Raw genomic sequence first — 23,967 nt, 5'->3', positions numbered from 1 at the left:
AGGCGGTTCCTGGGTGCGGCTGGCAGGGCATGAGCCAGGGGGCTCAGCGTCGGCAGCCAGGGTTGCTGGCTGCGGGGCGATCAGTGGCGTGCGGTCAGTGCATCCGGCGGGCGCGCGTGGCGGCAATGCCACAGGGCCCAGAAGGCGAGGATTGCAGGCAGCAGCGGATTGGCTCGCGCGACGTCGCAGCCGGCTGCGACCTGGAGCAGGCGCAAGCGGGGTAAAGGCGGCAGATCGACGATGGGCTCACTCATGGAGCAGCAGACTCGCACGGCGGTGAGCGTTGGTTAAATCGTATTTTTCACATATTCAGTTATGCATCAGCTAAACAAATCTCGGCCTGTGCCTAGCGCGGTGGCTGATAGCGGAACGGCACGCCCAGGCCGCCCTCGATCTGCCCGGAGAGGTGATGGACCCCGGCCAGCACGCCGCGCTCGGGGCTGCGCATCAGTTCGCGCCATTCCTCGTCGAAGGCCACAGTGAGGTTCTTGCGCAACTGCGTTTCGGTGTCCGCGCGTTCGTCCGCGTGCGCGATGGCGGTAAACACCGCCACGCCGAGGGAGATGCCCAGGCCAGCGACTCGCCCGACCATCGCCGAGACTGCGCTGGCGGCACCGCTGGCGGTGAGATCGTTGACCAGACGCTCGCTGGTGCGGCGCGCCACCAAGGAGATGCCGGGGTTGGTCGACCAGTCGCCGGCACCGCCGGGCGTGGTGCGAATGCGCTCGAGCAGAGCCTGGTAGGCCGGCAATCGGTCCGGCGGGTCGGCCTGCAGCAGTTGGTAGAGCGAGGCACCGGGAGCCAGGGTGATGGCCGGGATAGCCTTGAGGCGCTGCTCGAACTGGTCCTCCGGCACGCCATGGCGCGGGCCAATGCCCGGCACCTGATGCTGCAGGTGGAGTACGTAGAGCCGCGTGCTGGCCTCCATGATCTGCCCCGGGTCGATCTCTTCGGCGACCGCTTCCAGCACTCTCTCCTGGTATTGCTCCTGCAGGTAGAGGGCCAGGCGGTTAACCGCCGGATTCTTCTCGTCAGCGGCATTCAGGTTGTACCAGGACACCTTCATGCTCAGCCATTGGCGGGTCCAGTAGCTGGAAAACCAGGGGATAAATTCAGCCTCGGTTTCCACGTAGACCAGCTCCATCCAGCGCCGCATGGCCGTCAGTGCATGCTCCCTGGCCTGCGTCGAGGCGTTGTGCGAGGCCGCGGCGATATCGCGGTCGACCTGCCGCCAGGTGCTCGCACTGATCTGTACCGGCGGGTCACTGGCACAGCCGCCCAGCGCCAGCAGCAAGGCGACGATCAGAACCCGCAGCATCGCTATCCACCCGTCCGCCTCGTGTGGCCGGAGGGTGGCCGAGACACTTGCACCACTCATAGCGCGTGACTGCCTCGCAGCCCTGTACAGGCCGCTTGCCTCCCTGAGCAGGCTGCATATAACTGCTGTGCAGCGTTGCCCGCCCCCGCTCCAACGGAACGTCCAGCACGTCCGACTCTGGTCTGTTGAGTATAGAAGTCGGCACTGTGCCGAGCCTCCCCGCTTATCCGCGTCCCAGCGCCGGGAGTAACGTACAGGCGGCGACTTGCCGACTGCCATAGGCCCACCCACACTCAGCGAACCGCCGCCGCGAGATACCCGCCGATGTACCAGAGCCTTGCTGTACTTGCCGCCTTCCTGCTGATCTACAGCCTGTTTGCCGGCCGCTTCGAGTCGCGCCTGCTCAATGGTCCCTTGCTGTTTATGCTCACGGGCTTGCTGCTTGGCCCGGCTGCGCTAGGCCTGCTGCACTCGCAGATCGACCGCGCCGGGCTGAAGGTCCTGGCCGAGCTGACGCTGGCCATCGTCCTGTTCAGTGACGCCGCCAATGCCAACCTGAGAATCCTCAAGGCCCGCGAAGGGCGGCCGCTGCGTCTGTTGTTGATCGGCCTGCCGCTGACGCTACTGAGCGGCTGGCTGGTGGGCATCTGGCTGTTTCCGCAGATACCGCTGCTGGAGCTGGCCATTCTCGCCACCATCCTCGCGCCCACCGATGCCGCGCTGGGCAAGGCAGTGGTCAGCAACCCGGCCGTGCCAGCCGCGGTACGCGAGGGCCTGAGCGTCGAGAGCGGCCTGAACGACGGCATCTGCGTGCCGGTGCTGCTGGTGTTCCTCACCCTGCTGGTCGATGCGCAGAACCAGGCCCCGCTGGCGCTGGCGGGCGTACTGATTGTCGAGGAACTGGGCATCGGCGCGCTGAGCGGGCTGGCCCTGACCTGGCTCGCCTGGCGTTTGCAGAGCTTCTCTAGCGCTCGCCAGTGGCAAAACCCGGTCTGGTCGCAGCTGACCCTGCCGGGGCTGGCGGTACTCTGTTTCGCCAGCGCCCAGGCGATCGGCGGCAGTGGGTTTATTGCGGCGTTTGTCGGCGGCATGCTCGCGGGCCATCTGTTTGCCGAGCACAAGCATCAGCTGCTGGAAGGCTCCGAGGGGTTCGCCAGCCTGCTCTCGGTCATCACCTGGGTGATCTTCGGTGCGCTGGTGATCCCGCTGGCCTGGAGCAGTTTCACCCTGAATGTCTGGTTGTACGCCCTGCTCACCCTGACCCTGATTCGCATCCTGCCGGTGCTGCTCAGCCTGCTCGGCACCCAGTTCAGCCAGGAAATCCGCTGGTTTATCGGCTGGTTCGGCCCGCGTGGCCTGGCCACCATCGTGTTCACCGTGATGATCATGGACAGCCCCATGCAGCACGGCAGTACGGTGGTGGCCACAGCCATCTGCACGGTACTGCTCAGCGTGCTGCTGCACGGCCTGAGCGCCAACCTATGGGCTGCACGTCTCGGTCGCCTGAGCGGCGAAAAAGCATCCTAGACCGCCGGCGTTTTGCCCGCGGCCAGTTGTGTGTCGCGCAGATTGGCCAGCACCCGCTCGGCGTTGTCGCTACAGGCCATGCCTTCGGGTTTGGTCTCAATGCCGTCGATGATGCCCAGCAGATGTTGCTTGCTCTGCGCCAGGCGCTGCTGCATCGCCTCGATCTCGACAACCTTGCGCCGCAGGCTGGCCAGCAGCTCGTCATGCGCCCAGCCCTGCGCGGCCGAGTCGGGCAGCAGGTGACGGATTTCCTCCAGGCTGAAGCCGGACTGCTGGGAGCAGACAATCACGCCCAGGGTCTGCAGCGTCTGCTCCGAATACTCGCGATAGCCATTGGCCTGGCGCTGCGCGGTGATCAGCCCGCTGGCCTCGTAGAAGCGGATACGCGAGGGCGTCAGGCCCGAGCGCTTGGCCAGCTCACCTATTTTCATTTTTCTCTCTCCGGGCTATTGACCTTAAACTTGACTTTAACCTTAGGCTTGCTCCACCTGCTACCCCGGAGTACGCCATGACTGCCTTCCAACCGCTGCAACTGCCGAACGGCACTACTATTTTCAACCGCATCGCCAAGGCGGCGATGGAAGAGAACCTGGCCGACGCCAGCCAGGGTCCGTCCGCCGAGCTGCTACGGCTGTACCAGGCCTGGGCCGAGGGTGGTGCTGGGCTGTTGCTGAGCGGCAACGTGATGGTCGACCGCCGCGCCATGACCGGCCCCGGTGGCGTGGTGCTGGAAGATGAGCGCCAGCTGGACAAGTTCCGCGAGTGGGCGCGCATCGGCCGCGCCCGGGGCGCGCAGTTCTGGATGCAGGTCAACCACCCCGGGCGGCAGATGCAGGCCAACCTCGGCCAGCAGACCGTCGCACCCTCGGCCGTGGCCCTGGAGCTGGGCGGCCTGTCGAAGATGTTCCCCGTGCCCAAGGCGCTGGATGAGCAGGAAATCCACGGGCTGATCCAGCGCTTCGCGCGCACCGCGCAGCTGGCCGAACAGGCCGGGTTCACCGGCGTACAAATCCACGCGGCGCACGGTTACCTGCTGAGCCAGTTCCTCTCGCCGCTGAGCAACAAGCGCACGGACAGTTGGGGCGGTGCCCTGGAAAACCGCGCGCGCCTGCTGCTGGAGGTGGTCAAGGCGGTGCGTGCAGTCGTTGCGCCGAGCTTCTGCGTGGCGGTAAAGCTCAACTCGGCGGACTTTCAGCGCGGCGGCTTCGATGCGGCCGACGCCAAGCGCGTGGTGCAGCTGCTCAATGAGCTGGATGTCGACCTGGTCGAGTTGTCCGGCGGTAGCTACGAGGCCCCGGCCATGCAGGGCGATGCCCGTGACGGCCGCACCCTGGCGCGCGAGGCCTATTTCCTGGAATTTGCCGGTGAGATCGCCGCGGCCGCACGCATGCCGGTGATGGTTACCGGCGGTATCCGGCGCTTGCCGGTGGTCGAGCAGGTATTGGCCAGCGGTGTGGCCATGGCCGGTATCGCCACGGCGCTGGCGGTCAATCCGGCGCTGCCCAAGCAGTGGCAGACCGGTCAGGACAGCCGCGCCGAACTCGCGCCGATCCGCTGGAAGCACAAGGCGCTGGCGTCCCTGGCCTATATGGCGGTGGTGAAATTCCAGATGCGCCAGCTCAGCCTGGGCAAGCACACCCATGCCGGGGTTTCGCCGTTGCGCGCGCTGCTGCTGGAACAACTGAAAAGCGCGCGGCGCACCCGTCTGTACAAACGCCTGATGGCCGCTCAGGCCTGAGGTTTGTAACCCAGGCGCAGCCCGCCCCAGTGGCGGCCCTGGACATAGATGGGTACGGACAGGTCGTGCATCAGCTCGCCGGTGTCGCGCATATAGGTCTGCAGCAACAGCGGCTGCTGGTGGCTGCCGCAGCGGATGCCGGTGCGGTCGTTAAACAGGCGCTTGCTGCGGCTTTTCAGGGCATCGATGGCCGGGTCGCCGCTGGGCGGCTGATTGAAGGCATTGTTGTGGGTCGGCACATAGCCTTCCGGGGTGCAGGCGATGGCAAAGACCAGGCCCTCATGCTGGCTGAGCAGCGGCTCCTGAATGGCCGGCAGCATCTGATCGGCATAGTGGTCGAAGCGGGTCTTGTACTTGGCCGGGAAGCTGCCGGCAATCGGCTGATAGTGACGGTCGAACAGGTCGCCCAGGCTGATGCGCCCGGCCTGGATATCCGCCTCGAACTGCGCGGCAATTTGCGCCGCGCCCTGTCGTGCCAGGTCATAGATGCGTTGGTGGTAGTCATCCAGGCCGACTTCGGCGAGCTGTGCGCTGACGCTTTCGGCCTGGCCGACCAATTGTTCGGCGCTGCTGCTGAGCTGCTGGGTCTGCGCTGCGCTGCTGCCGACATCGCCACGTAACTGGCTGACCGCCACCGACAGCTCGGCCAGGCGCTCGTGGTTGTGGCGGGTGCCGCTGTCGATCTGGCCGACCTGGCTTTCCACGTCCACCGCCAGTTCGGCAATCCCCTGCAGTTGCTCGCCGGTGTGTTCGACCTGCTGCGCCGCCAGGCTCAGCTGTTCGGCTTGCTGCTGCATATGCGCCACCACGGCGGCGCTCTGCTGGCGGATATCGGCGACGATCTGCCCGACTTCGCCTGTGGCGCTGCTGGTGCGCCCGGCCAGGTTGCGCACCTCATCGGCGACCACCGCAAAGCCGCGGCCGAGGTCGCCGGCGCGGGCGGCTTCGATGGCGGCATTCAGCGCCAGCAGGTTGGTCTGGCTGGCGATCGATTGGATCACCAGGGTGACTTTCTCGATCTGCTCGGTGCGGCTGCTAAGGCCGTCGATCAGCTCGCGGCTGGTCGCCGCCTGGGTGCTCAGCTGCTGCATGGCCGTGATGGCGGCGCGTAATTCCTGCTGCCCGCTTTCGCTGTTCTGGCGCACGCTTTGCGCGGCCAATAGGGTCTGTTCGGCGCGCTGCGCGTTGTCCTGCTCGGTGTGGGTAATGGCCTCGGCCGCCTGGTTGATCTGCTCGACGGCGCTCAGTTGCGATTGCAGTTTGTCCGCCAGTTGCTGCGCCGCATGCGCCACCTGGGCGGCGGACAGGGCGTTATGGCAGGTATGCCGCGAGAGGTTCTGGCTCAGGCTGTGGAAGGCGTCGTTGGGCTCATCCGCCTGCGGCTCGGCTTCGTAGTGCTGGCGCTGCCAGGGACCCAGCCAGGGCCAGAGCGCCAGCAGCAGATAAGACGGAATGCTGATAAACCAGGGCACCTGGACCTGCTGATATGCCAGCATCAACCCGGCCAAGCCAATGGCATGCAGCAGGCAGGCCTTGGGGTAGGTGATAAACGCAGAGCGCATGACAAACCTCGTTATTTTTATTCTGGCGGGGCTAGATCCAGAAACTGCCTATGGCGTGCCGGCTGGAGCGTGATGGCTGGCGTAGTGATCGGCCATTATCAACGAATCTATAGACCATAGCGGCTGACGCACGCGGCGGCCAACCTTTAGCTGACCAACGATTCCTAGAGGCTGTTTACGATCTCGTGAGCTAGAGCCATGCAAGGCAAAAACAGGCGAGGAAGCGGAGTTTACGAGTTGTAAATGAGCATTCCGAGCCTGTTTTTAACGCAGCAGGGCCGACGCGCAACAGATCGTAAGCAGCCTCTTAGAGGCCGCTACAGCCGATGGCGCTGGACAAAGCCTTGATCCAGATAATCCTTCCAGCGCCCAAATAGTTGCCCGCCGGCGCTGTAGCCGTGCCAGTCGAGCAAGGCCCCGCCATCGCCGGTGGCAAGCAGCGCCAGGCTCTGCCGCTGTGGGCGATAACGCCGCAGCGGCAGGCCGCGCAGGGCGGCATTCAGGTTGGCCGCCAGCACCGGGCCCTGGCGCACCGCGTAGACGCCGCTCTTGCGCGCACCGGGCAGGCTGGCGCAATCGCCGACGGCGAAAATGGTCGGGTGGGTGTAGCTCTGCAGCGTCGGTGCGATCAGGACAAAGCCGCGTTCGTCGTTGCCCAGGCCGCTGTGCGCCAGCCAGGGCAAGGCTTGCGCGCCACTGGCGAGCAGCAGGCGCTGGCCGCGCCAGACCGGCTCGTCGCCGCTGAGCAGGCAATCGTCCTCGATTCGGCTGATCGGGCAATCCTCGCGCACCCAGACGCCACGTTGACGCAGATGGCCGAGCGCGCGCAGGCGCACGCCGGGTGATAGGCCGTCGAGCAGGTGCCCGGCGCAGAACAGCGCCAGTTGCGGCACCTGCCCGGCCAAGGCCAGCGCCAGTTCCACCCCGGCCGCGCCGCCACCGAGAATCGCCATAGGCTGCGGTGCGGCCTGCCACTGTTGCCAGCCGGCGAGGAACGCGGCGAAGGGTTTGACCGCCAGCAGCTGCATGGCATCGCCCTGTTGCTGTGGAGCAGCAACCTGCGCCCCGACATTGAGCGACAGCCAGCTGGCAGTGAGGGTTTGCCCGTCCGCCAGTTGCACCTGTTGCTGCGCGGCGGACAGGCTTTCCACCGGCGCCAGAATCAGCTCGACCTTGGCCGCCCGGCACAGTGCCGGCAGTTCCACCTGGCAATCCGCCGGATGCTGCCGCCCGGCCAGCAGCCCCGGCAACATCCCCGAATACCAGGCCGTCGGCCCGGCGCTAATCAGCGCAATGCGCCCGGGCGGGCGTTCGATCATGGCCCAGCGGCGCAGCACACCGAGGTGCGCGTGGCCGGCACCGAGCAACAGCAGGTCGTAGTGGTTCATCCGTGTTTGAGCCCTTCGCGGTACTGGCTGGGCGCTTGCCCGGTCCAGCGTTTGAAGGCGCGGCTAAAGCTGCTGGTGTCGGCGAAGCCGAGCAGGTAGGCGACCTCGCTGATCGAGCAGCGCGGGTCGCGCATATGTTGCAGCGCCAGGCTGTGGCGGGTGTCGCTGAGCAGGCTTTCATAGCCGCTGCCCTCATCCGCTAGATGCCGTTGCAGGCTGCGCAGGCTCAGGTGCAGGGTCTGCGCGATGCCCTCGGCGGAGGGTTCGCCGGCCGGCAGTTGCGCTTCCAGGCAGGCGCGCACCTTGCGCGTCCAGGTCGCGGGTTGCAGTTGTTCGAGGGTGCGTTTGAGCACCATCTCGTTGTGTTCGGCCAGCTCCGGGTTACCGTCGTCGAGGCGCTGTTCGAGGGCGGCGCGGGGAAAGCGCAGGAGGTTTTCCGTCGCGGCGAAAAACAGCGGCGCACGAAATACCCTGTGCCAGGGTTGGGCATCGATAGGTTCAGGGCGTTGCAGGTACACCGCCAGCGGGGCGAAGTCGCGGCCCAGGCGATTGCGGCAACTGCGCACATAGATCGCGGCGAAGGCATCCAGCGCCTCGGGGGCCGGCGGCGGGCTGCCGGGCGGCACGCTAAAGCGGAATTCGTAGGCGTCGGCGCATTCGCGCAACTCCAGTTCCAGCGCATCGCTGACCACCCGGTGATAGCGCACGATGCGCTCGAACACCTCGCGCAGGCTGCTGCTGGCGATCAGCGCGTAGCCGAGGGCGTGAAAGGTGGTCGGGCTGACAAATTGCGAGGTCTTCAGCCCCAGCGCCGGATCGCCGCTGGCCTCGACCGCCAGTTGCCACAACCGCGTGGTGATGGACAGTGGACAGCGCGCATTGGGGTCATCCAGCAGGCTCGGTTCGAGTCCGGCTTGGCGGCACAGGGAGGCGCTGTCGAGACCGAGGGCGTCGAGCTGCTTGCGCAGGGCGCGGGTCCAGCTGGCCAGCGTGGTGGGTTCGGCTGTCATGCAGGTTGGCGTATCCGGTCAACAGGTTGGCGTTCAGGGTCAGGCGGCCGCCCGGGCTTCGCGGCACAGTGGGCGCATGCTCAACCAGAGGATGTAGGCATGTCCCATTCCCCCGCAAGTGCCACGCTTATGAATGATGCGCAACGCGCCGCTGCGATTCGCCAACAGGTGATGGCCCATGGCGTCGAACTGCGCCAGCGCTTTCCCATTCTCAAGCACCAGGACGCCATCGGCGTCGGCATTCTGAGCGTTGCCCTGGCCGGGATGCTCGGCTCGGCGGCGTTGTATATCGGCGGTTATATGGCCTGGTGGGTGTGTCTGTTGCTAAACGCCTTCTTCGCCTCGCTGACCCACGAGCTGGAGCACGACCTGATCCACTCGATGTATTTCCGCAAGCGCCGGGTGCCGCACAACCTGATGATGGCGCTGGTCTGGCTCGCGCGGCCGAGCACCATCAACCCCTGGGTGCGCCGCCATCTGCACCTCAACCACCACAAGGTGTCCGGCAGCGAAACCGATATCGAGGAGCGCGCGATCACCAATGGCGAGCCCTGGGGCATCGCCCGCCTGCTGATGGTTGGCGACAATATGATGTCGTCGTTTATCCGTTTTCTGCGCGCCAAGAATGCACAGCACAAGTGGCTGATCGTCAGCCGTACGCTCAAGGTCTATGCGCCGCTGGGCCTGCTCAACTGGGGCACCTGGTATGTGTTTCTCGGCTTTCATCTGATCGACTTCACGGCCGCCGCGCTGGGCGCGCCAGTGGCCTGGTCGGCAAGCACGTTGAACGTGATGGCGGCAGTAAATATCGCCGTGGTGGTGCTGGTCGGCCCCAACGTGCTGCGCACCTTCTGCCTGCACTTTGTCAGCTCCAACATGCATTACTACGGCGATGTCGAGGCTGGCAACGTGATCCAGCAAACCCAGGTGCTCAACCCCTGGTGGCTGTGGCCGCTGCAGGCGTTCTGTTTTAACTTCGGCAGCAGCCACGCGATCCACCATTTTGTGGTCAAGGAGCCCTTCTATATCCGCCAACTCAGCGTGCCGTTCGCGCACAAGGTGATGCGCGAACACGGCGTGCGTTTTAACGACTTCGGCACTTTTGTGCGGGCTAATCGCTGGACCCGCGTGGCGGATAAGCAGCCGCTGCAGCAGGCGCAAACCGCCTGATCATTCAGGGTTCGCCGCGCTGCAGTTGTGGCGCGGCGAAATAGCTGGTGGCCGACTCGCCGGTGTTGTCGCTGTCGGCGGCAAACACCACGCCGAGGATCTTGCGTGGCGCGCTGCCAAAGGCGGCGATGGCGTCGGCGTTTAGATCGCGGCTTTCGCTGAGCCATTGCCCCAGCGGCGCTTCCGGGCCACGCAGCACCTGCATTTCCACCGTTTCGGTATAGGCGCTACGGGCATGGGTGCTGGGCGCGGCGCGGTTGTCCCAGACGTAACTCAGGGTCGCCGCCGGCAGATTCGGATCGAAGAAGGTCCGCGCCAGGCGCAGCTTCTGCCGGGTGACAAAACTTAGCGAGTCCAGCGGGTAATCCAGCAGCACATAAACCCGCGCCGCGTAGTCGTCGCCCTCGCGGGTGGCAAAGCGCGCCTGCTCCAGTTTCTGCTCGGTGCGCCATTGCCAGCTCAGCTGCCAGGGCTGCTCGCCGGGTAGATCCAGCGGGTGCAGCAGGCCGCCCGCCGCCGCATCGGCCTGAATGCGTAACACCGGCTTACCGTCCTGTTCGACCAGCGTGCGCGCGGATGGTTTGAGTTTGGGGATATCCGCCAGGCGCCAGGGTGCCGACCATTCGCCGCTGGGTGGGCCGGCCGTCCAGGGCGTTAGCTGGTTATCGGCCTGGGCCAGCGGTGTGCCCAGCAGCAGGGTGATTAACAGGGCGCGCATCAGCTTCTGCGCCAGCTATGAAAGCGCTCAACCAACCGCAGCAACCCCTGCGGTGCATGCGCGCGCTTCCATTCGCCGGCGGCGTACTTGTTGGCCTCGGCCATGGTCGGGTAGCTATGGATGGTGCCGAGAATCTTGTTCAGGCCCAGGCCGTGTTTTATCGCTAGAGCGTATTCCGCCAGCAGTTCGCCGGCATGCTCGCCGACTATGGTTACGCCAAGAATCTGGTCCTTGCCCGGGACAGTCAGCACTTTGACAAAGCCGTGGGCGGCTTCGTCGGCGATGGCCCGGTCGAGGTCGTCGATGCCGTAGCGGGTCACCTCATAGGCAATGTTCTGCGCTTTTGCTTCGCCTTCGGAGAGACCGACGCGGGCGACCTCGGGATCGGTAAAGGTACAGGCGGGAATCACCCGGTAATCCACCTTGAAACGCTTAAAACCGCTGAACAGCGCATTCACCGCGGCATACCAGGCCTGGTGCGCGGCGACATGGGTGAACTGATACGGCCCGGTGACATCGCCCACCGCGTAGATATTGGGAAAGCGCGTGGCCAGGTACTCGTCGGTTTCCAGGGTGCCGTTGGGCCGCACAGTCAGGCCCAGTTCCTCGACGCCGTAACCCGTGACGTTGGCGACGCGGCCGAGGGCCAGCAGCAGACCGTCGAAGGCGATGGTCACCTCCTCGCCGGTGTCCAGACGGCGAGCGACCATCCGCTGTTCGCCATCCACCACTTCAAAGCGTTCGGCCTTGTGTTGCAGGCGCACATCCACGCCGTCGCTGCGCAGACTATTCAATACCAGCTCGCTGGCATCGGCATCCTCGCGCGGCAACAGGCGCTCGGCCAGTTCCACCTGAATCACCTGGCTGCCGAGGCGCTGAAAGGCCTGGGCCAGCTCGCAGCCAATCGGCCCGCCACCCAGCACCAGCAACCAACGCGGCTGCTCACGCAGGCCCCAGATGCTGTCCGAGGTGTAGCTCTGCACCTGCTCCAGGCCGGGAATTTTCGGCACCAGTGGCCGCGCGCCGGCGGCGATAACCAGGTTGCGGCTGGTCAGGGTCTGGCCGTTTACCTCCACGCTCCAGGGCGAAAGGATTTTCGCTTCGCCCTGAATCACCTCGACGCCCAGGCCTGTGTAACGCTCGACCGAATCATGCGGTTCGATATCGGCAATCACCCGCTGGATGCGCTGCATCACCGCCGGGAAATCTACCGTGCCCTGCACGCCGGTAAAGCCTAGTGCCGCGCCCTTTTTCAGTTCATTGGCCAGCTTGGCCGAACGCAGCAGCGCCTTGGATGGCACGCAGCCGGTGTTCAGGCAGTCGCCGCCCATCTGGTGCTTCTCGATCAGGCTGACCTTGGCCTTCACCGCCGCAGCGATATAGGCGCTGACCAGGCCGCCGGCACCGGCACCGATCACCAGCAGATTGCGGTCGAAGGTTTTCGGTTTGTGCCAACCGGCATACACCCGTCGCGCCTGGATCAGGTCGAGCAGCTTGCGCGCAATCAGCGGGAATACCCCGAGCAGTACGAAGGCGCCGAGCAGCCCTGGCGAGAGGATGCCGGCCAACGAATCCAGCTGACCCAGTTCGCGTCCGGCATTTACGTACACCAGGGTGCCCGGCAGCATGCCGAGCTGGCTGACCCACCAGTAGGTGCGCGCCGGCAGACGGGTCAGGCCCATCGCCAGGTTGATCAGAAAGAACGGAAACAGCGGCACCAGGCGCAAGGCGAACAGGTAGAACGCGCCTTCGCGCTCAATCCCCGCATCGATGCCGGCCAAACGTTGGCCGAAGCGGCTCTGCACCCAGTCGCGTAGCAGAAAGCGGCTGCTGAGCATGGCCAGGGTCGCGCCGAGGGTGGAAGCGAAGGACACCAGGACAAAGCCTTCGAACAGGCCGAACAGCGCGCCGGCCAGCAGGGTCATCAGCGCCGCGCCGGGTAGCGACAGGGCTGTGACCGCCACATAGGCGAGAAAGAACACGCCAGCCGCCAGCCAGGGCTGCGCCGTTACCTGGGCATTCAGCGCCGCCTGCTGCGTCTTGAGCGCTTCCAGATTGAGGTACTGGCCGAGGTCGAAGACAAAGAAACTGCCCAGAAGCGCGAGGATCAGGCCCATCAGGGCGAGTTTGCGGCTATTCATCAGTCAGCGCCTCCAGGGCGCAGAGGCTTTGGCACAGGCTAAAGCCGGCCAGCAGGGCAGTTTCGGGGCGGTCGCTCAGTTGGCCGAGTACCCGTGAACGATAGGACAGCGCCGCTGGGCTATGGGCGGGCCACTGGCGGTCGAAGTCGGCGAGAAAATCATCGTGGTTATAGTTCAGCGGCAGCGCCTCGATAAACAGGCCGTCGCGTTGGCAGCGATACAGCGCCGCCGGATGTGGTGTCGTCGCGATGCGGCTAAGCAGGCCATAGCGGCCGCCGGCAAAGTTGGGCATGCCGGCCGCGCCGTTATTGATTAGCGCGCCATGAGTCAGATTTAGCGCCACCGCCGAGCAGCTATGGCTGGTGGCTAGACCGCGGATGTCTGCGCTCTGCAACCAGTTATCCAGTTGCTGCTGGCGCGCCGCTTCGCTGAGAGCTTCCCGCGAGCAGCTCCAGCCGGCCAGGGACTGCTCGTCGCCATGGCTGATCGCCACGCGTTGGCCGCCGACCCTGATCAGTGCAGTGCTGGGCCCTGCGCCCAGGCGTTCAGCCATCCCGGGCAAGCCCTGCACGGTTTTATTCAATTCCTGCTGGATGGCGTTGGAGCGTTCGACCACCGCCTCTTCCACGGTCAGCGGGTAAGCGCAGCCGCAGCCCGCGCCGCTGTCGGTCGCGCGACCCAGTTCGGTCTCGACATTGCCGCGTAAGGCCAGATGGGCAGCGAGGCCTTGCTCGATCTGCTGGAAAATCTCGGGATCACGGTCGAACCAGTGGGCGTCGCCGTTAAACACCACGCGTGCCTTTGGTTCGGCGACCAGGCGGCGCTGTACGGCCGCCAGGGCCTGGCGATTGCCATAGAGGCCGCCGACCACATAGAGCACATCGCAGTCGAACAGCGGCTCACCGCTAAAGGCATCTCGCGCCAGGCGGTAGTCCAGCGGGCAATCGCGGCCGGCGCGCATCAGGCTTTGCCCCGCAGCCAGCCCGGGATCAGATAGCCGAGTACGCAGAGCCCCAGGCCATACAGGTTGGTACCCAGCAACAGTGCATATTTGCCGTCGCCTATGGCCCAGCTTTGCGGAGTCCAGTTCAGGGTCAGGGCTACGCCGAGGCCCAGACCGGTCCAGAAGCTTAGGTGAAAGCCCAGGCGGGTCGGACGGGTCAGGCCGTGCAGGACGAACACCGGGGCGAGGCCGATCACCATGGTGCCGCTGATGGTGGTGGCCTTGAGGATATCGGTGCCGGCGATCATCGGCAGGTTGCCGAGCAGGGCGAACAGCACCATCACCGCCATGCCGACGCCTATGGCCTTCTGCCCCAGGTCGCGGCCGGCCAGTTTCGGCAGCTCGCGCCCGGCCAGTTTGGCCAGGCTGGAGAAGGTCGAATCCAGGGTCGAGCCGGCGGCCGAAACCATCACCACGGTCATCACCAGCAGCGCGCCGATGCCCAGGCTCTTGGCCAGGGCGGCGGGCACATTGTCCGAGGCGGCCAGGCCGGTCAGCTGGGCGTGTACGCCGATCAGGCTAAAGGCCAGGATGGCGATAAAGCCTAGAATGCCGGCGATCAGAAAGGAGCGGCGCATGGCCTTCTCCTCGCTGATAAAGCCGCGGTCGGTCAGCACCGGGTCATGGAAGCCATAACTGAAGGCCTGCAGGCCGGCGACCAGGAGCAGGTCGACACCGGCATTCAGCGCCCAGTTGCTGGTGCTGGCCAGCTCGCTGGGCGAATGCTGTGGCAGCACCAGGCCGAGCACCCAGACCAGGGCGATAACGAAGATCGCCGCCTGCGCCGCGTCGGTGAGAATCGAGCTGCGCAAGCCTCCACGTAGGCTGTAGGCCAGGGTCACGGCGGTAAACAGCAGGGCCGAGGCGATAAATTCAAAGCTGCCCGAGTCGCCGTAATAGCCGCCGACCACCGCGGTGTTGCTCCACACCTCGTTAAACAGGCGGATCAGAATCGCCGCCGAGAACGCCAGGGCCGCGCCCCGGCCGTAATGGCTGCTCAGGAAGCTGACCAGGCCGGTGGCGGCAAAGCGCCGACGCAGGCGGTAGATGACAAAGCCGGTGAGCGGAATAGACAGCCAGTACATGGCATAGGCGAGGCCGCCGACCAGGCCGTAGCTGGCCCCCAGGTTGGCGGCGTTGGTCACCGATTTGGCGAAGATCCAGCTGATAAAGATGCTGGAGGTGATCAGCCAGGGGCTGGCGCTGCGGCCCTGATTGTCCTCGCCATTGAAGAACCCGCCCAGGGTCACGGCGCGTGGCGACAAGGCCAGCATCAGCGCGCCGTAGACCACGAGAAAGCCCCAGAAAAACAGCCCGGTCAGACTGGTTGGTTGCATGCTTCGATCCTTAGGAAGTTAACGAGCCGCCGCAGCTGGAGCCTTGCCCGGCGGTGCAGGCGAAGCAATGGTCGCGGGTAACGATGGGATTGCCGCTCAGCGATGCGTTAAGCAGATCACGCAGGTGTGGCCGATCACGCCCGATCACCCCGGGCAGTTGCAGCGGCAGATCGAGCATCTGGTTAAAGTCGCAGTCGTACAGATAGCCCTGCCAGTCGACGCTGACCAGCGAGCGACACATCAGCGGTTCGAGGTTTTCCGCGCGGTAGCTGTCGCGTAGCAGCTGCATATAGCCGTTGAACTGGCCCTTGCTGACCAGGGTGCTGCCGAAGCGGGCAATCGGCTGGTTGGTGATGCACAGCAGGTGGTTGAAGACGATGCCGAAGTCCTCGGCCAGGTGGCGTTTGTAATCGGCTTCCAGCGCCGCTTGTGGCGGCGGCAGGCTGGGCCCTTGCGGGTTGTACACCAGGTTGAGGATCAGGCCGCTGTCCGCCTGGCCGTAGCCCAGGGCATTGAGCTGCTGCAGGCCCTGGATGCTGGCATCGAACACGCCGTCGCCGCGCTGTTTATCGACGTTATCGCGGGAATAACAGGGCAAGGAGGCGGTGACTTCCACGCCCTGCCCGGCGAGAAATTGCGCCAAGTCCTCAAAGCCCGGCTCGCTCAAGATGGTCAGGTTGCAACGGTCGATTACCCGCAGGCCCTCGCGCCGGGCGTGCTCGACTATCTCGCGAAAGCGCGGGTGCATCTCCGGCGCGCCGCCGGTGAGGTCCAGGGTGTGCACCGGATGGGCGTCGATCACCTGGTGCAGCAGCGCCAGGCTATCGTCGGTCATCGCCTCGGTGCGGGTCGGCCCGGCATTCACATGGCAATGCAGGCAGCGCTGGTTGCAGCGGTAGGTCAGGTTGATCTGCAGCGCTTCCAGCCGGCCACGGCGGATCGGCGGAAAGGCCAGTTGGTCGAGCAGGGGCAGCATGGCGTGCACGGTTGGGCTCCTTATGCTGGCGGATATTGCAACGCGTTGAGCGCTGCCAGCCGGTCTGTAGCCACTATAGAGACTGCCTGGGCGCTTTTGTTACCGATCAGCCGTGAACAATCGTTTCGGCATGCGTGCCTGGCGCGGGCACCGAGTGAGACGGTCGACGCAATCAAGACGGCGGTTCTCAGCTAGAATTTCGCAGCGTCATCTCGTTTTCTCCGAACGGGCTGTGTTCACCCTGAGCCGTGACGCCTTGCAGTGTATTGAGGCGTCAAGGATGTTTCGTCTGTTCAAACTTCCCCTGCTGGTTCTCTTGCTGGGTCTCACCGGCCAGGCGCTGGCTGCCTTGCCGGTGCTGCAACTGAGCGCCGAGCAATTGGCGCAGCCGGTCGCGGTGCCCGCCAGCCAGGTGCTGGAAGACCCGGGGGCAAACCTGACCGCGGGTGAAGTGTTGGCGCTGATCGAGCGCCAGGGCCAGCGGGTGCAGGGCATCCCGCACATGGGGTACTCGGCCAGTGCCTGGTGGTTGGCGTTTAGCCTTGAGGCCCCGCCGGCCGAGCGCCTCAACCTGATCATCGACCGGCCCGTGCTCGACGATATTGAGGTCTGGTTGTATGAGCGCGGGCGTTTGGTGACGTCGCTCTACAGCGGTGATCACCGCGCCTTTCAGCTGCGCGGCGAACCCTCGCCGAACGTTATGCTGAGTCTGCCGCGTCTCGGTCAGGGCCCGCATACCCTGCTGGTACGGGTGCAAAGCGGTTCGGCAATCAGCCTGCCGTTGCAGCTGGTCGCGGCGGAGCAGAGCCCGCTGCTGCTGGCGCAAGTCTGGCTGCAGAGCGGCCTGCTACTCGGAGCTTTGCTCAGCCTGGCGCTGTTCTACCTGGTCAAGTTCAGCACCCTGCGTGAGCCGCAGCTGGTGTGGTTCTGCCTGACCCTGGCCAGTGTCGCCCTGTACAACGCCAGCCTCCACGGCGTCAGCGCCATGCTCGCGCCGCAGTGGGTGTGGCTGCCGATGCAACTGGCCAACCTGGCCAACCCGGGCATGCTGATTTTCAGCAGCCTGTTCCTCGCCAGCGCGCTGAAGCTTGAGTTGCCGCGCCTGCACCTGCTGCGCAACGGCCTGTTCGGACTGATCCTGCTGGTCAGCGCCTGGACCATGCTCAGCTACGGCCACTACCGTTCCTACCAGGCCCTGAATGGGCTGATTCTGCTGACCGGTCTGTTCCAGCTGCTGCTTTTGCTGCTGGCTGTGCGTCAGCGGCGGCCTTACGCCATCGGCTACCTGCTGTGCTGGAGCGCCGCGTTGCTGTTGATGCTGCTGGTGCCGCTCAGCCGCAGCGGGCTGATTCCGCTGCCACCGGCCTTCAACTACATGCACGCCTACCTGCCGGTGCTGAGCATGCTGCTGTTCGGCGGCATGCTCGACAAGCAGCTTGAGCAGATCCGCCGCGCCCTGTTGCAAAGCAAGGCCCAGGCGCTGGGCAACCTGGAGCAATACCAGGCGCTGTTCAGCAGCAGTGGCGAAGGGATTTTTCGTTGCACCCGCAGTGGCGCGCTGATTGAAGCCAACCCGAGCTTTGCAGCGCTGCTGGGTCTGGAACAGGGCAGCGAGGGGCTGTCCATGCAGCAGCTGCTGGGGGCCGAGCAATGGGCCGAGCGGGTGGCGGCGTTGCAGCACGAGCAGCCGACGCTGAGCCAGGAATGCCAGATGCAGGGCCTCGACGGGCAGAGCCATTGGGTCTATCTGTCGCTGCACCTGCGCCCGACCCAGGATTGCATCGAAGGCATCGTCGTCGACCTCAGCGAGCGCCGTGCGCTGGAGGAGCGCTTGCAGCACCTGGCCGCCCACGACTCGCTGACCGGCTTGCTCAATCGCCGCGAGCTGGAACGCCTGCTGCGCGAAAGCCTGACGAGTGGCGCGCGGCTGCGCTTCAGCCACTTGCTGTGCCTGGATCTGGATCAGTTCAAGCAGGTCAACGACCTCTGCGGCCATTCGGCCGGCGACCAGCTGTTGCGCCAGCTGTCCAGCCATCTGCAACACCAGCTGCCACGGCATGCCGAGCTGGCGCGCATCGGTGGCGACGAGTTCGCGGTATTGCTGCGCGAGGTGAATGCCGAGGCGGCCCTCGAGCACGCCGAGGCGCTGCGCCTGTGCGTCGAGCAGTTCGTGTTCAACTGGCAGGGCCGGCCGTTCCGCGTGCAGGCCAGCATAGGCCTGCTCGAACTGGGCAGCGGCGTCAGCGATTGGGAAACCGCGCTGAACTGGGCCGACAGCGCCAGCCAGCTGGCCAAGCACCTGGGACGCAATCGGGTGCAGCAGTTCAATCCGGCCGATGGCGTGCTGCTCGAACATCAGCGCCAGCTGCAGTGGATCACCCGCCTGCGTGAGGCCATCGATCAGGGCCACTTTGAGCTGTTCTATCAGCCGGTGGTGGCACTGCAGGGCGCCGCCGACGGCCTGCGTTATGAGGTGCTGCTGCGCTACCGCGACCCGCACAGCGGTGAGTGGATCAGCCCCAGCCAGTTTCTCGGCGCGGCCGAGCGCTATGGTTTTCTCGGCGCAATCGACCGCTGGGTGCTGCTGCGACTATTGCAGTGGCTGGCGGACAACCCGCGGCATGTGCAGCAACTGGCCCAGGTCAATTTCAACCTGACCGCCAGCTCGCTGCTCAATGCGCATTTCCATGAGCTGCTGCACAGCGAACTGCTGCGGCTCAACCTGCCGGCGCACAAGCTGTGCATCGAAGTGACCGAGATGGTCGCGCTCGGCGAGCTGGGCGTGTCCGCGCAGTGGATCAAGCAGCTGCGCAGCCTGGGCCTGAAGGTGGCGCTGGACGATTTCGGCAGCGGCTTTGCGTCCTATGCCTACCTGCGCCACCTGCCGCTGGATATCGTCAAGATCGATGGCAGCTTTATCAGCGGCATTGAAGCCGATCCGATCAACCAGGCGATGGTCGGCTCGATGCAGCAGATCGCTCGTCAGCTGGGCCTGAGCACCGTGGCCGAGTTCGTTGAAAGCCAGGCCACCTTGGAATGCGTACGCGGGCTGGGGCTCGACTACGCCCAGGGCTACTTTATCGGCCACCCGCAGCCGCTGACCCAACTGGCCGATGCCCATTTGCCGGACACACAGATGACGCTGGCGCTCGACCCGTCCGGCCGCTAGGTGTTTAACCGCCGCTAAGCCGCCAGGCGCGGCATGCGCTCCAGCAGCTCGCTGTCCAGGCGCAGCATGCGCACACAGCGCTCCTCGCGCAGGTCGCTGGGTGACTGATTGCTGCGCTGGCGCAGCATCAGGCCAACCAGGTTGAGCACCAGCGCCTCGCGGGAAAACACCCCGCTGCCGAGGCTGTAGAACGCGGCGATCAGCTCGCGCAGGCCGAATGGCAAGCGCCAGCGGATGCGCAGCGCCGAGCCGAAGCTGGCGGCGCGCTGCTGGAAACTCTGCTGAATATCCTCATCGCGCAGGGCCCCGCCGGCGTCCTGCCAGTCCTGCAGGCTGCGCAGCAAGGCCAGCTCGCCGATGTTGTGCAGCAGCGCGGCGGTAAAGCACAGCTCGGCATCCAGGTTCAGTTCATTGGCCAGCCAGCGCGCCAGTTCGCCGCTGCGCTGGGCGTTGTCCCAGGCGCTGCCGGCCAGCTCGGCCAGGCGTGGGTCGCTGAGTCGGGCATTGCGTTGCACGGCCATGCCCAGCACCAGATTCAGCGTGCGCGCCAGGCCCAGGCGAGGTAGCGCCTGGCTGAGGGTCTGGCAGGGTGCGCCCTGGTGCTGCGCGGCACTGTTGGCGGCGGCGATCAATCGCGCGGTGATCTGCGGGTCACGGGCGAACACCTGTTCCAGCTCACGCAGGTCGCTGTCATCGCCGCTCAGGCACTGGCTCACCGAATCACGCACCGAGGCCAGCAACGGCGCGCCCTGACCTTCTTCGCGCACCGCATTGAGGTAGTCATCCAGGCTGTCGACCAGCAGCGGCGCGGCCACTTCGGTTTCGTGGGCTGCGGCGCTGCCGAGAATACCGAGCAGGCGCTGGCGCAGTTGTTCGGCATTGAACGGCTTGGCCAGATAAGCAGTCGGTGCCAGTGGCCGCGCGGCACGCACGCTGCTGGCATCCAGGCGGCTGCTGATCAGGATAAACGGCAAGGCCGGGGTACGCGGGTGTCGGCGCAACTGGCGCAGCAGCTCCAGGCCGTCGAGGCCCGGCAGGTCGCCGTCGGCAATCACCAGGGCGGGCAGGCGACGCTTGCACTTGGCCAGTGCCGCCGCGCCGTCGGTGACCCGGATGATGCGTGCATCGGCGCGAACGTCGAGTACCAGTTGCACGAGCAGGTCGGCAGTCCAGGGGTCTGCTTCGGCGATCAGAATCTCCGGAGCGTTGGCCAGGGCAGTCATGAAAACCTCAGGGTAAAGCGTGATAGCAAAATAATGGCGTCAGCGGTGTGACGGCGCGCAGTGTACGGGGTGGCAACTTTAAAACCAGCGTCGGCCGACGAAGTGCTGAACAACTCGTCAACTTTCTTATGCGGCCTGAATAGGCCGTGATAGAGCGGTCTGGTTGTCCTACAAAGCGCTGCGGAGGTAGCTGACAAGGCTGTGTCGGGCGGCATGATGCAGGCTATGGCTTGTTTCTCGCCAATAGCACCTGGCTATCAGTTCGATGGCCTACTCAATCGCCGAAAACAAAAGACCCGCCGAAGCGGGTCTTTTTTATTGCCGGGTTAACGCGGCGTACTTAGGCCAGTTCGGCGAAGCACTCGGCGATGATGGCCAGGCCTTTGTCGAGCAAGGTGTCTTCGGCGGTCAGCGGTACCAATACGCGCAACACGTTGCCGTAGGTGCCGCAGGACAGCAGGATCAGGCCCTTGTCGCGTGCCTTGGCCACCACGGCGGCGGTCAGTGCAGCGTTGGGCTTGTGCAGGTCGCCGCCTTCGAACAGCTCGACGGCGATCATCGCACCGAGGGCGCGCACGTCACCGATGGCCTTGTGCTTGGCCTGGATGGCTTTGAGGCCAGTGACCAGACGCTCGCCAACGGCCTTGCAGCGATCCAGCAGTTTCTCTTCCTCGAACACTTGCATCACGGCCAGGGCCGCGGCGCAGGCAATCGGGCTGCCGGCATAGGTGCCGCCCAGACCGCCCGGGGCGATGGCGTCCATGTATTCGGCCTTGCCGCACACGCCCGCCACCGGGAAACCGCCGGCGATGGATTTGGCGAAGGTGGTCAGGTCGGCGGCGACGCCCATCTGTTCCATGGCGAAGAAGGTGCCGGTGCGGCCGGCACCGGTCTGCACTTCGTCGGCGATCAGCAGGATGCCGTGCTGATCACACAGGGCGCGCAGGCGCAGCATGAAGTCTTTCGGCGCGACGTAGAAACCGCCCTCGCCCTGTACTGGCTCGATGATGATCGCGGCGATATCGCGCGGCTCGGCATCGTTCTTGAAGATGCGTTCGATGCTGGCGATCGCGTCATCCGTGCTGACGCCATGCAGCGCGCACGGGTACTGGGCGCGGAAGATGCCGCCGGGCATCAGGCCCATGCCGGCCGAGTAAGGCACCACTTTACCGGTCAGGCCCAGGGTCATCATGGTGCGACCGTGGTAGCCGCCGGTGAAGGCGATCACGCCAGCGCGGCCAGTGGCGGCTCGGGCGATCTTCACGGCGTTTTCCACCGCTTCGGAGCCAGTGGTGACCAGCAGAGTCTTCTTGGCGAAGTCGCCCGGGACCTTGGCGTTAACCTTCTCGCACAGCTCGACGTATGGCTCGTAGGCCAGCACCTGGAAGCAGGTGTGAGTCAGCTTGGTCAGCTGTTCCTGCACGGCGGCAATCACTTTCGGGTGCAGGTGACCGGTGTTGAGCACCGCGATGCCGCCGGCGAAGTCGATAAATTCACGACCTTCAACGTCGGTTACGGTGGCGTTCTTCGCCGACTCGGCGAAGATCGGGTGGATCTGGCCCACGCCACGCGGAACGGCAGCGGTGCGGCGTTGCATCAAAGATTCGTTGGTTTTGCTCATGATGTCCTCATTCGCCGGTTAATTTCGGCGTGGTTCAAGGATGTGTCACCGGCGACGGCTTGGCAGTATTCGATGATCGACTGTCACAGCACACCCGGCCACAGCTATGTCCGTATAAAAGCCGAAGACGCAGCGCTCTCGTGCGTCTTCGGCGGGGTTATTGCCACTTCGCCAGGATTAGATACCCAGGCAGAGGTACTTAATTTCCAGGTAATCCTCAATGCCGTACTTCGAGCCTTCACGGCCCAGGCCCGAGGCTTTTACGCCGCCGAACGGCGCGACTTCATTGGAGATCAACCCGGTGTTGACGCCGACCATACCGTATTCCAGGGCTTCCGCCACACGGAACACACGACCCAGGTCACGGGCATAGAAATACGAGGCCAGGCCGAACTCGGTGTCGTTGGACATGGCGATCACGTCGGCCTCGTCCTTGAAGCGGAACAGCGGTGCCAGCGGGCCGAAGGTTTCTTCCTTGGCGACTGCTGCGTTGTTCGGCACGTCGACCAGAATGGTCGGCTCAAAGAAGCTGCCACCTAGGGCGTGCGGCTTGCCGCCAGCGAGCAGGCGTGCGCCTTTGCTGATGGCGTCGGCGATGTGTTCCTGCACCTTGGCCACGGCCTTGTCGTCGATCAGCGGGCCGGTGGTGGTGCCATCATCCAGGCCGTTGCCGATCTGCAGTTTGGCCACGGCTGTTGCCAGCTTGGCGGCGAAGGCGTCGTACACGCCGTCCTGAATGTACAGGCGGTTGGCGCAGACGCAGGTCTGGCCGTTGTTGCGGTACTTGGAGATCAGCGCGCCTTCGACGGCTTTATCCAGGTCGGCATCGTCGAACACGATAAACGGCGCGTTGCCGCCCAGTTCCAGGGATACCTTCTTGATGTCCTTGGCGCATTCGGCCATCAGCTGGCGACCGATTTCGGTGGAGCCGGTGAAGCTCAGCTTGCGCACGATCGGGTTGCTGGTCAGCTCGCTGCCGATATCGCCGGCGCTGCCGGTAACCACGCTCAGCACGCCTTTCGGAATGCCGGCGCGCTCGGCCAGAGCCACCAGGGCCAGAGCGGAGAACGGCGTCTGCGAGGCTGGCTTGATCACCATGGTGCAGCCAGCGGCCAGGGCCGGGCCGGCTTTACGGGTGATCATCGCCGCCGGGAAGTTCCACGGGGTGATGGCTGCGGTCACGCCAATCGGCTGTTTAATGACGATAAGCCGCTTGTCTGGCTGGTGACCAGGGATTACATCGCCGTAAACGCGCTTGGCTTCTTCGGCGAACCACTCGATAAAGGAAGCGGCGTAGACGATCTCGCCCTTGGCTTCGGCCAGCGGCTTACCCTGCTCCAGGGTCATCAGACGACCGAGGTCGTCCTGGTTCTCGATCAGCAGTTCAAACCAGCGGCGCAGTTTGTTCGAGCGCTCCTTGGCGGTCAGGGCACGCCAGGCCGGCAGCGCACGGTCGGCCGCTTCGATGGCGCGACGGGTTTCCGCTGCGCCCATCTTCGGCACGGTGCCGATGATTTCGCCGGTGGCCGGGTTGTTGACCTTGATGGTCTGGCCGCTGTCGGCGTCCAGCCAAGTGCCGTCGATATAAGCCTGCTGACGGAACAGCTGGGTGTCTTTCAGTTGCATGGCAGTCTCCTAAATTCCGACACCCTGGTATCGGCACTTGCACTGGGTGCGCCGCCAAGCGGCGCGTGTAGGTTCGGTGTGTGCGCTTTTGCCGCTGATGTGCGCCTCGCAGATGACCAATCACCCGGAATTGCGCACAGTTTTAGCAAGAGCGTTTGAAATCTCAAACGAATCCTAGGGTCACGAGGGGTAAAGGGCAATAGCCTGTTCGAAAAAATTAACGGAATATTGCGCTTATTCACCCGCTTTATGTGGTTAAACAGCTGAGTAGCCGCTGCCGTGCAGAATTGCGAACAAGGCAGCGGCATGGACGCCCGCCAGCGACATGCGTATGATTGCGCCCGCGCTGCACCAGTAGCTCAGCTGGATAGAGTACTGCCCTCCGAAGGCAGGGGTCGTGGGTTCGAATCCCGCCTGGTGCGCCATATAAACGAAAAGCC

General features: G+C 64.8%; 17 protein-coding genes and 1 tRNA gene. 5 read left to right on the top strand and 13 right to left on the bottom strand.

The window, feature by feature from the left end:
- Nucleotides 1-346: 346 nt before the first annotated feature.
- The gene (locus WBK23_RS09850; RefSeq protein ID WP_424483797.1) at nt 347-1,318 is read right to left on the bottom strand and encodes a hypothetical protein; all 972 of its coding nucleotides are present in this window, start codon (nt 1,316-1,318) and stop codon (nt 347-349) included.
- 324 nt (nt 1,319-1,642) lie between these two features.
- Here WBK23_RS09850 and WBK23_RS09845 point away from each other — a divergent pair, with 324 nt between their 5' ends.
- Complete coding sequence (locus WBK23_RS09845) at nt 1,643-2,845, top strand: cation:proton antiporter (protein ID WP_424483796.1); 1,203 nt, start codon at nt 1,643-1,645, stop codon at nt 2,843-2,845.
- Here WBK23_RS09845 and WBK23_RS09840 read toward each other — a convergent pair.
- Entirely contained in the window at nt 2,842-3,276 is a 435-nt protein-coding gene (locus tag WBK23_RS09840) for a MerR family transcriptional regulator (protein ID WP_424483795.1), read from the bottom strand. The two genes, WBK23_RS09845 and WBK23_RS09840, sit on opposite strands and share 4 nt — an antisense overlap.
- Nucleotides 3,277-3,353: 77 nt before the next feature.
- On the opposite strand from WBK23_RS09840, the gene WBK23_RS09835 reads away from it, so the two are divergent.
- Nucleotides 3,354-4,583 (top strand): NADH:flavin oxidoreductase/NADH oxidase family protein, encoded by a 1,230-nt coding sequence (locus WBK23_RS09835; protein ID WP_424483794.1) that lies wholly within the window; start codon nt 3,354-3,356, stop codon nt 4,581-4,583.
- Here WBK23_RS09835 and WBK23_RS09830 read toward each other — a convergent pair.
- From WBK23_RS09830 to WBK23_RS09820, 3 genes are all read right to left on the bottom strand, one after another.
- Nucleotides 4,574-6,079, bottom strand: a complete 1,506-nt coding sequence (locus WBK23_RS09830; protein WP_424483821.1) for a methyl-accepting chemotaxis protein — start codon at nt 6,077-6,079, stop codon at nt 4,574-4,576. The two genes, WBK23_RS09835 and WBK23_RS09830, sit on opposite strands and share 10 nt — an antisense overlap.
- 383 nt (nt 6,080-6,462) lie before the next feature.
- A complete protein-coding gene (locus WBK23_RS09825) occupies nt 6,463-7,533 on the bottom strand; it encodes an FAD-dependent oxidoreductase (protein ID WP_424483793.1) in 1,071 nt (356 codons plus the stop codon).
- Nucleotides 7,530-8,543 carry an AraC family transcriptional regulator gene (locus WBK23_RS09820; protein ID WP_424483792.1) on the bottom strand — a complete coding sequence of 338 codons (1,014 nt, stop codon included), beginning with the start codon at nt 8,541-8,543 and terminating at the stop codon, nt 7,530-7,532. The genes WBK23_RS09825 and WBK23_RS09820 overlap by 4 nt, the downstream gene beginning before the upstream one ends.
- Nucleotides 8,544-8,642: 99 nt before the next feature.
- Between WBK23_RS09820 and WBK23_RS09815 the strand changes: the two genes are divergently transcribed.
- Complete coding sequence (locus WBK23_RS09815; RefSeq protein WP_424483791.1) at nt 8,643-9,713, top strand: fatty acid desaturase; 1,071 nt, start codon at nt 8,643-8,645, stop codon at nt 9,711-9,713.
- 4 nt (nt 9,714-9,717) lie between these two features.
- Here the strand turns inward: WBK23_RS09815 and WBK23_RS09810 are convergent, their stop codons facing one another.
- From WBK23_RS09810 to arsS, 5 genes are read right to left on the bottom strand one after another with little or no spacing between them, the layout of a single operon-like run.
- Nucleotides 9,718-10,431, bottom strand: coding sequence for a DUF3047 domain-containing protein (locus WBK23_RS09810; RefSeq protein ID WP_424483790.1), 714 nt, complete (start codon nt 10,429-10,431; stop codon nt 9,718-9,720).
- Nucleotides 10,431-12,572 (bottom strand): FAD-dependent oxidoreductase, encoded by a 2,142-nt coding sequence (locus WBK23_RS09805; RefSeq protein WP_424483789.1) that lies wholly within the window; start codon nt 12,570-12,572, stop codon nt 10,431-10,433. Before WBK23_RS09805 ends, WBK23_RS09810 begins: the two co-directional genes overlap by 1 nt.
- The gene (locus WBK23_RS09800; RefSeq protein WP_424483788.1) at nt 12,565-13,533 is read right to left on the bottom strand and encodes a hypothetical protein; all 969 of its coding nucleotides are present in this window, start codon (nt 13,531-13,533) and stop codon (nt 12,565-12,567) included. The genes WBK23_RS09805 and WBK23_RS09800 overlap by 8 nt, the downstream gene beginning before the upstream one ends.
- Complete coding sequence (locus WBK23_RS09795) at nt 13,533-14,912, bottom strand: sodium:solute symporter (protein WP_424483787.1); 1,380 nt, start codon at nt 14,910-14,912, stop codon at nt 13,533-13,535. The genes WBK23_RS09800 and WBK23_RS09795 overlap by 1 nt, the downstream gene beginning before the upstream one ends.
- 10 nt (nt 14,913-14,922) lie before the next feature.
- Complete coding sequence (gene arsS / locus WBK23_RS09790) at nt 14,923-15,888, bottom strand: arsenosugar biosynthesis radical SAM (seleno)protein ArsS (RefSeq protein WP_424483820.1); 966 nt, start codon at nt 15,886-15,888, stop codon at nt 14,923-14,925.
- 280 nt (nt 15,889-16,168) lie between these two features.
- Between arsS and WBK23_RS09785 the strand changes: the two genes are divergently transcribed.
- Nucleotides 16,169-19,057, top strand: coding sequence for an EAL domain-containing protein (locus WBK23_RS09785; RefSeq protein ID WP_424483786.1), 2,889 nt, complete (start codon nt 16,169-16,171; stop codon nt 19,055-19,057).
- A gap of 14 nt (nt 19,058-19,071) precedes the next feature.
- Here WBK23_RS09785 and WBK23_RS09780 read toward each other — a convergent pair whose 3' ends face one another.
- From WBK23_RS09780 to gabD, 3 genes are all read right to left on the bottom strand, one after another.
- On the bottom strand, nt 19,072-20,280 hold the full coding sequence (locus WBK23_RS09780) for an HDOD domain-containing protein (RefSeq protein ID WP_424483785.1): 1,209 nt from the start codon (nt 20,278-20,280) through the stop codon (nt 19,072-19,074).
- 340 nt (nt 20,281-20,620) lie between these two features.
- Complete coding sequence (gabT, locus tag WBK23_RS09775; protein WP_424483784.1) at nt 20,621-21,901, bottom strand: 4-aminobutyrate--2-oxoglutarate transaminase; 1,281 nt, start codon at nt 21,899-21,901, stop codon at nt 20,621-20,623.
- A 177-nt stretch (nt 21,902-22,078) separates the two neighbouring features.
- Complete coding sequence (gene gabD / locus WBK23_RS09770; protein ID WP_424483783.1) at nt 22,079-23,527, bottom strand: NADP-dependent succinate-semialdehyde dehydrogenase; 1,449 nt, start codon at nt 23,525-23,527, stop codon at nt 22,079-22,081.
- A gap of 348 nt (nt 23,528-23,875) precedes the next feature.
- On the opposite strand from gabD, the gene WBK23_RS09765 reads away from it, so the two are divergent.
- Nucleotides 23,876-23,952 (top strand) — tRNA-Arg (locus tag WBK23_RS09765).
- Nucleotides 23,953-23,967 lie beyond the last annotated feature (15 nt).

This window comes from Pseudomonas sp. (genome assembly GCF_049653025.1).
In the GTDB taxonomy this organism is placed as follows: domain Bacteria; phylum Pseudomonadota; class Gammaproteobacteria; order Pseudomonadales; family Pseudomonadaceae; genus Aquipseudomonas.
This window is presented reverse-complemented; position numbering and strand designations above follow the sequence as displayed.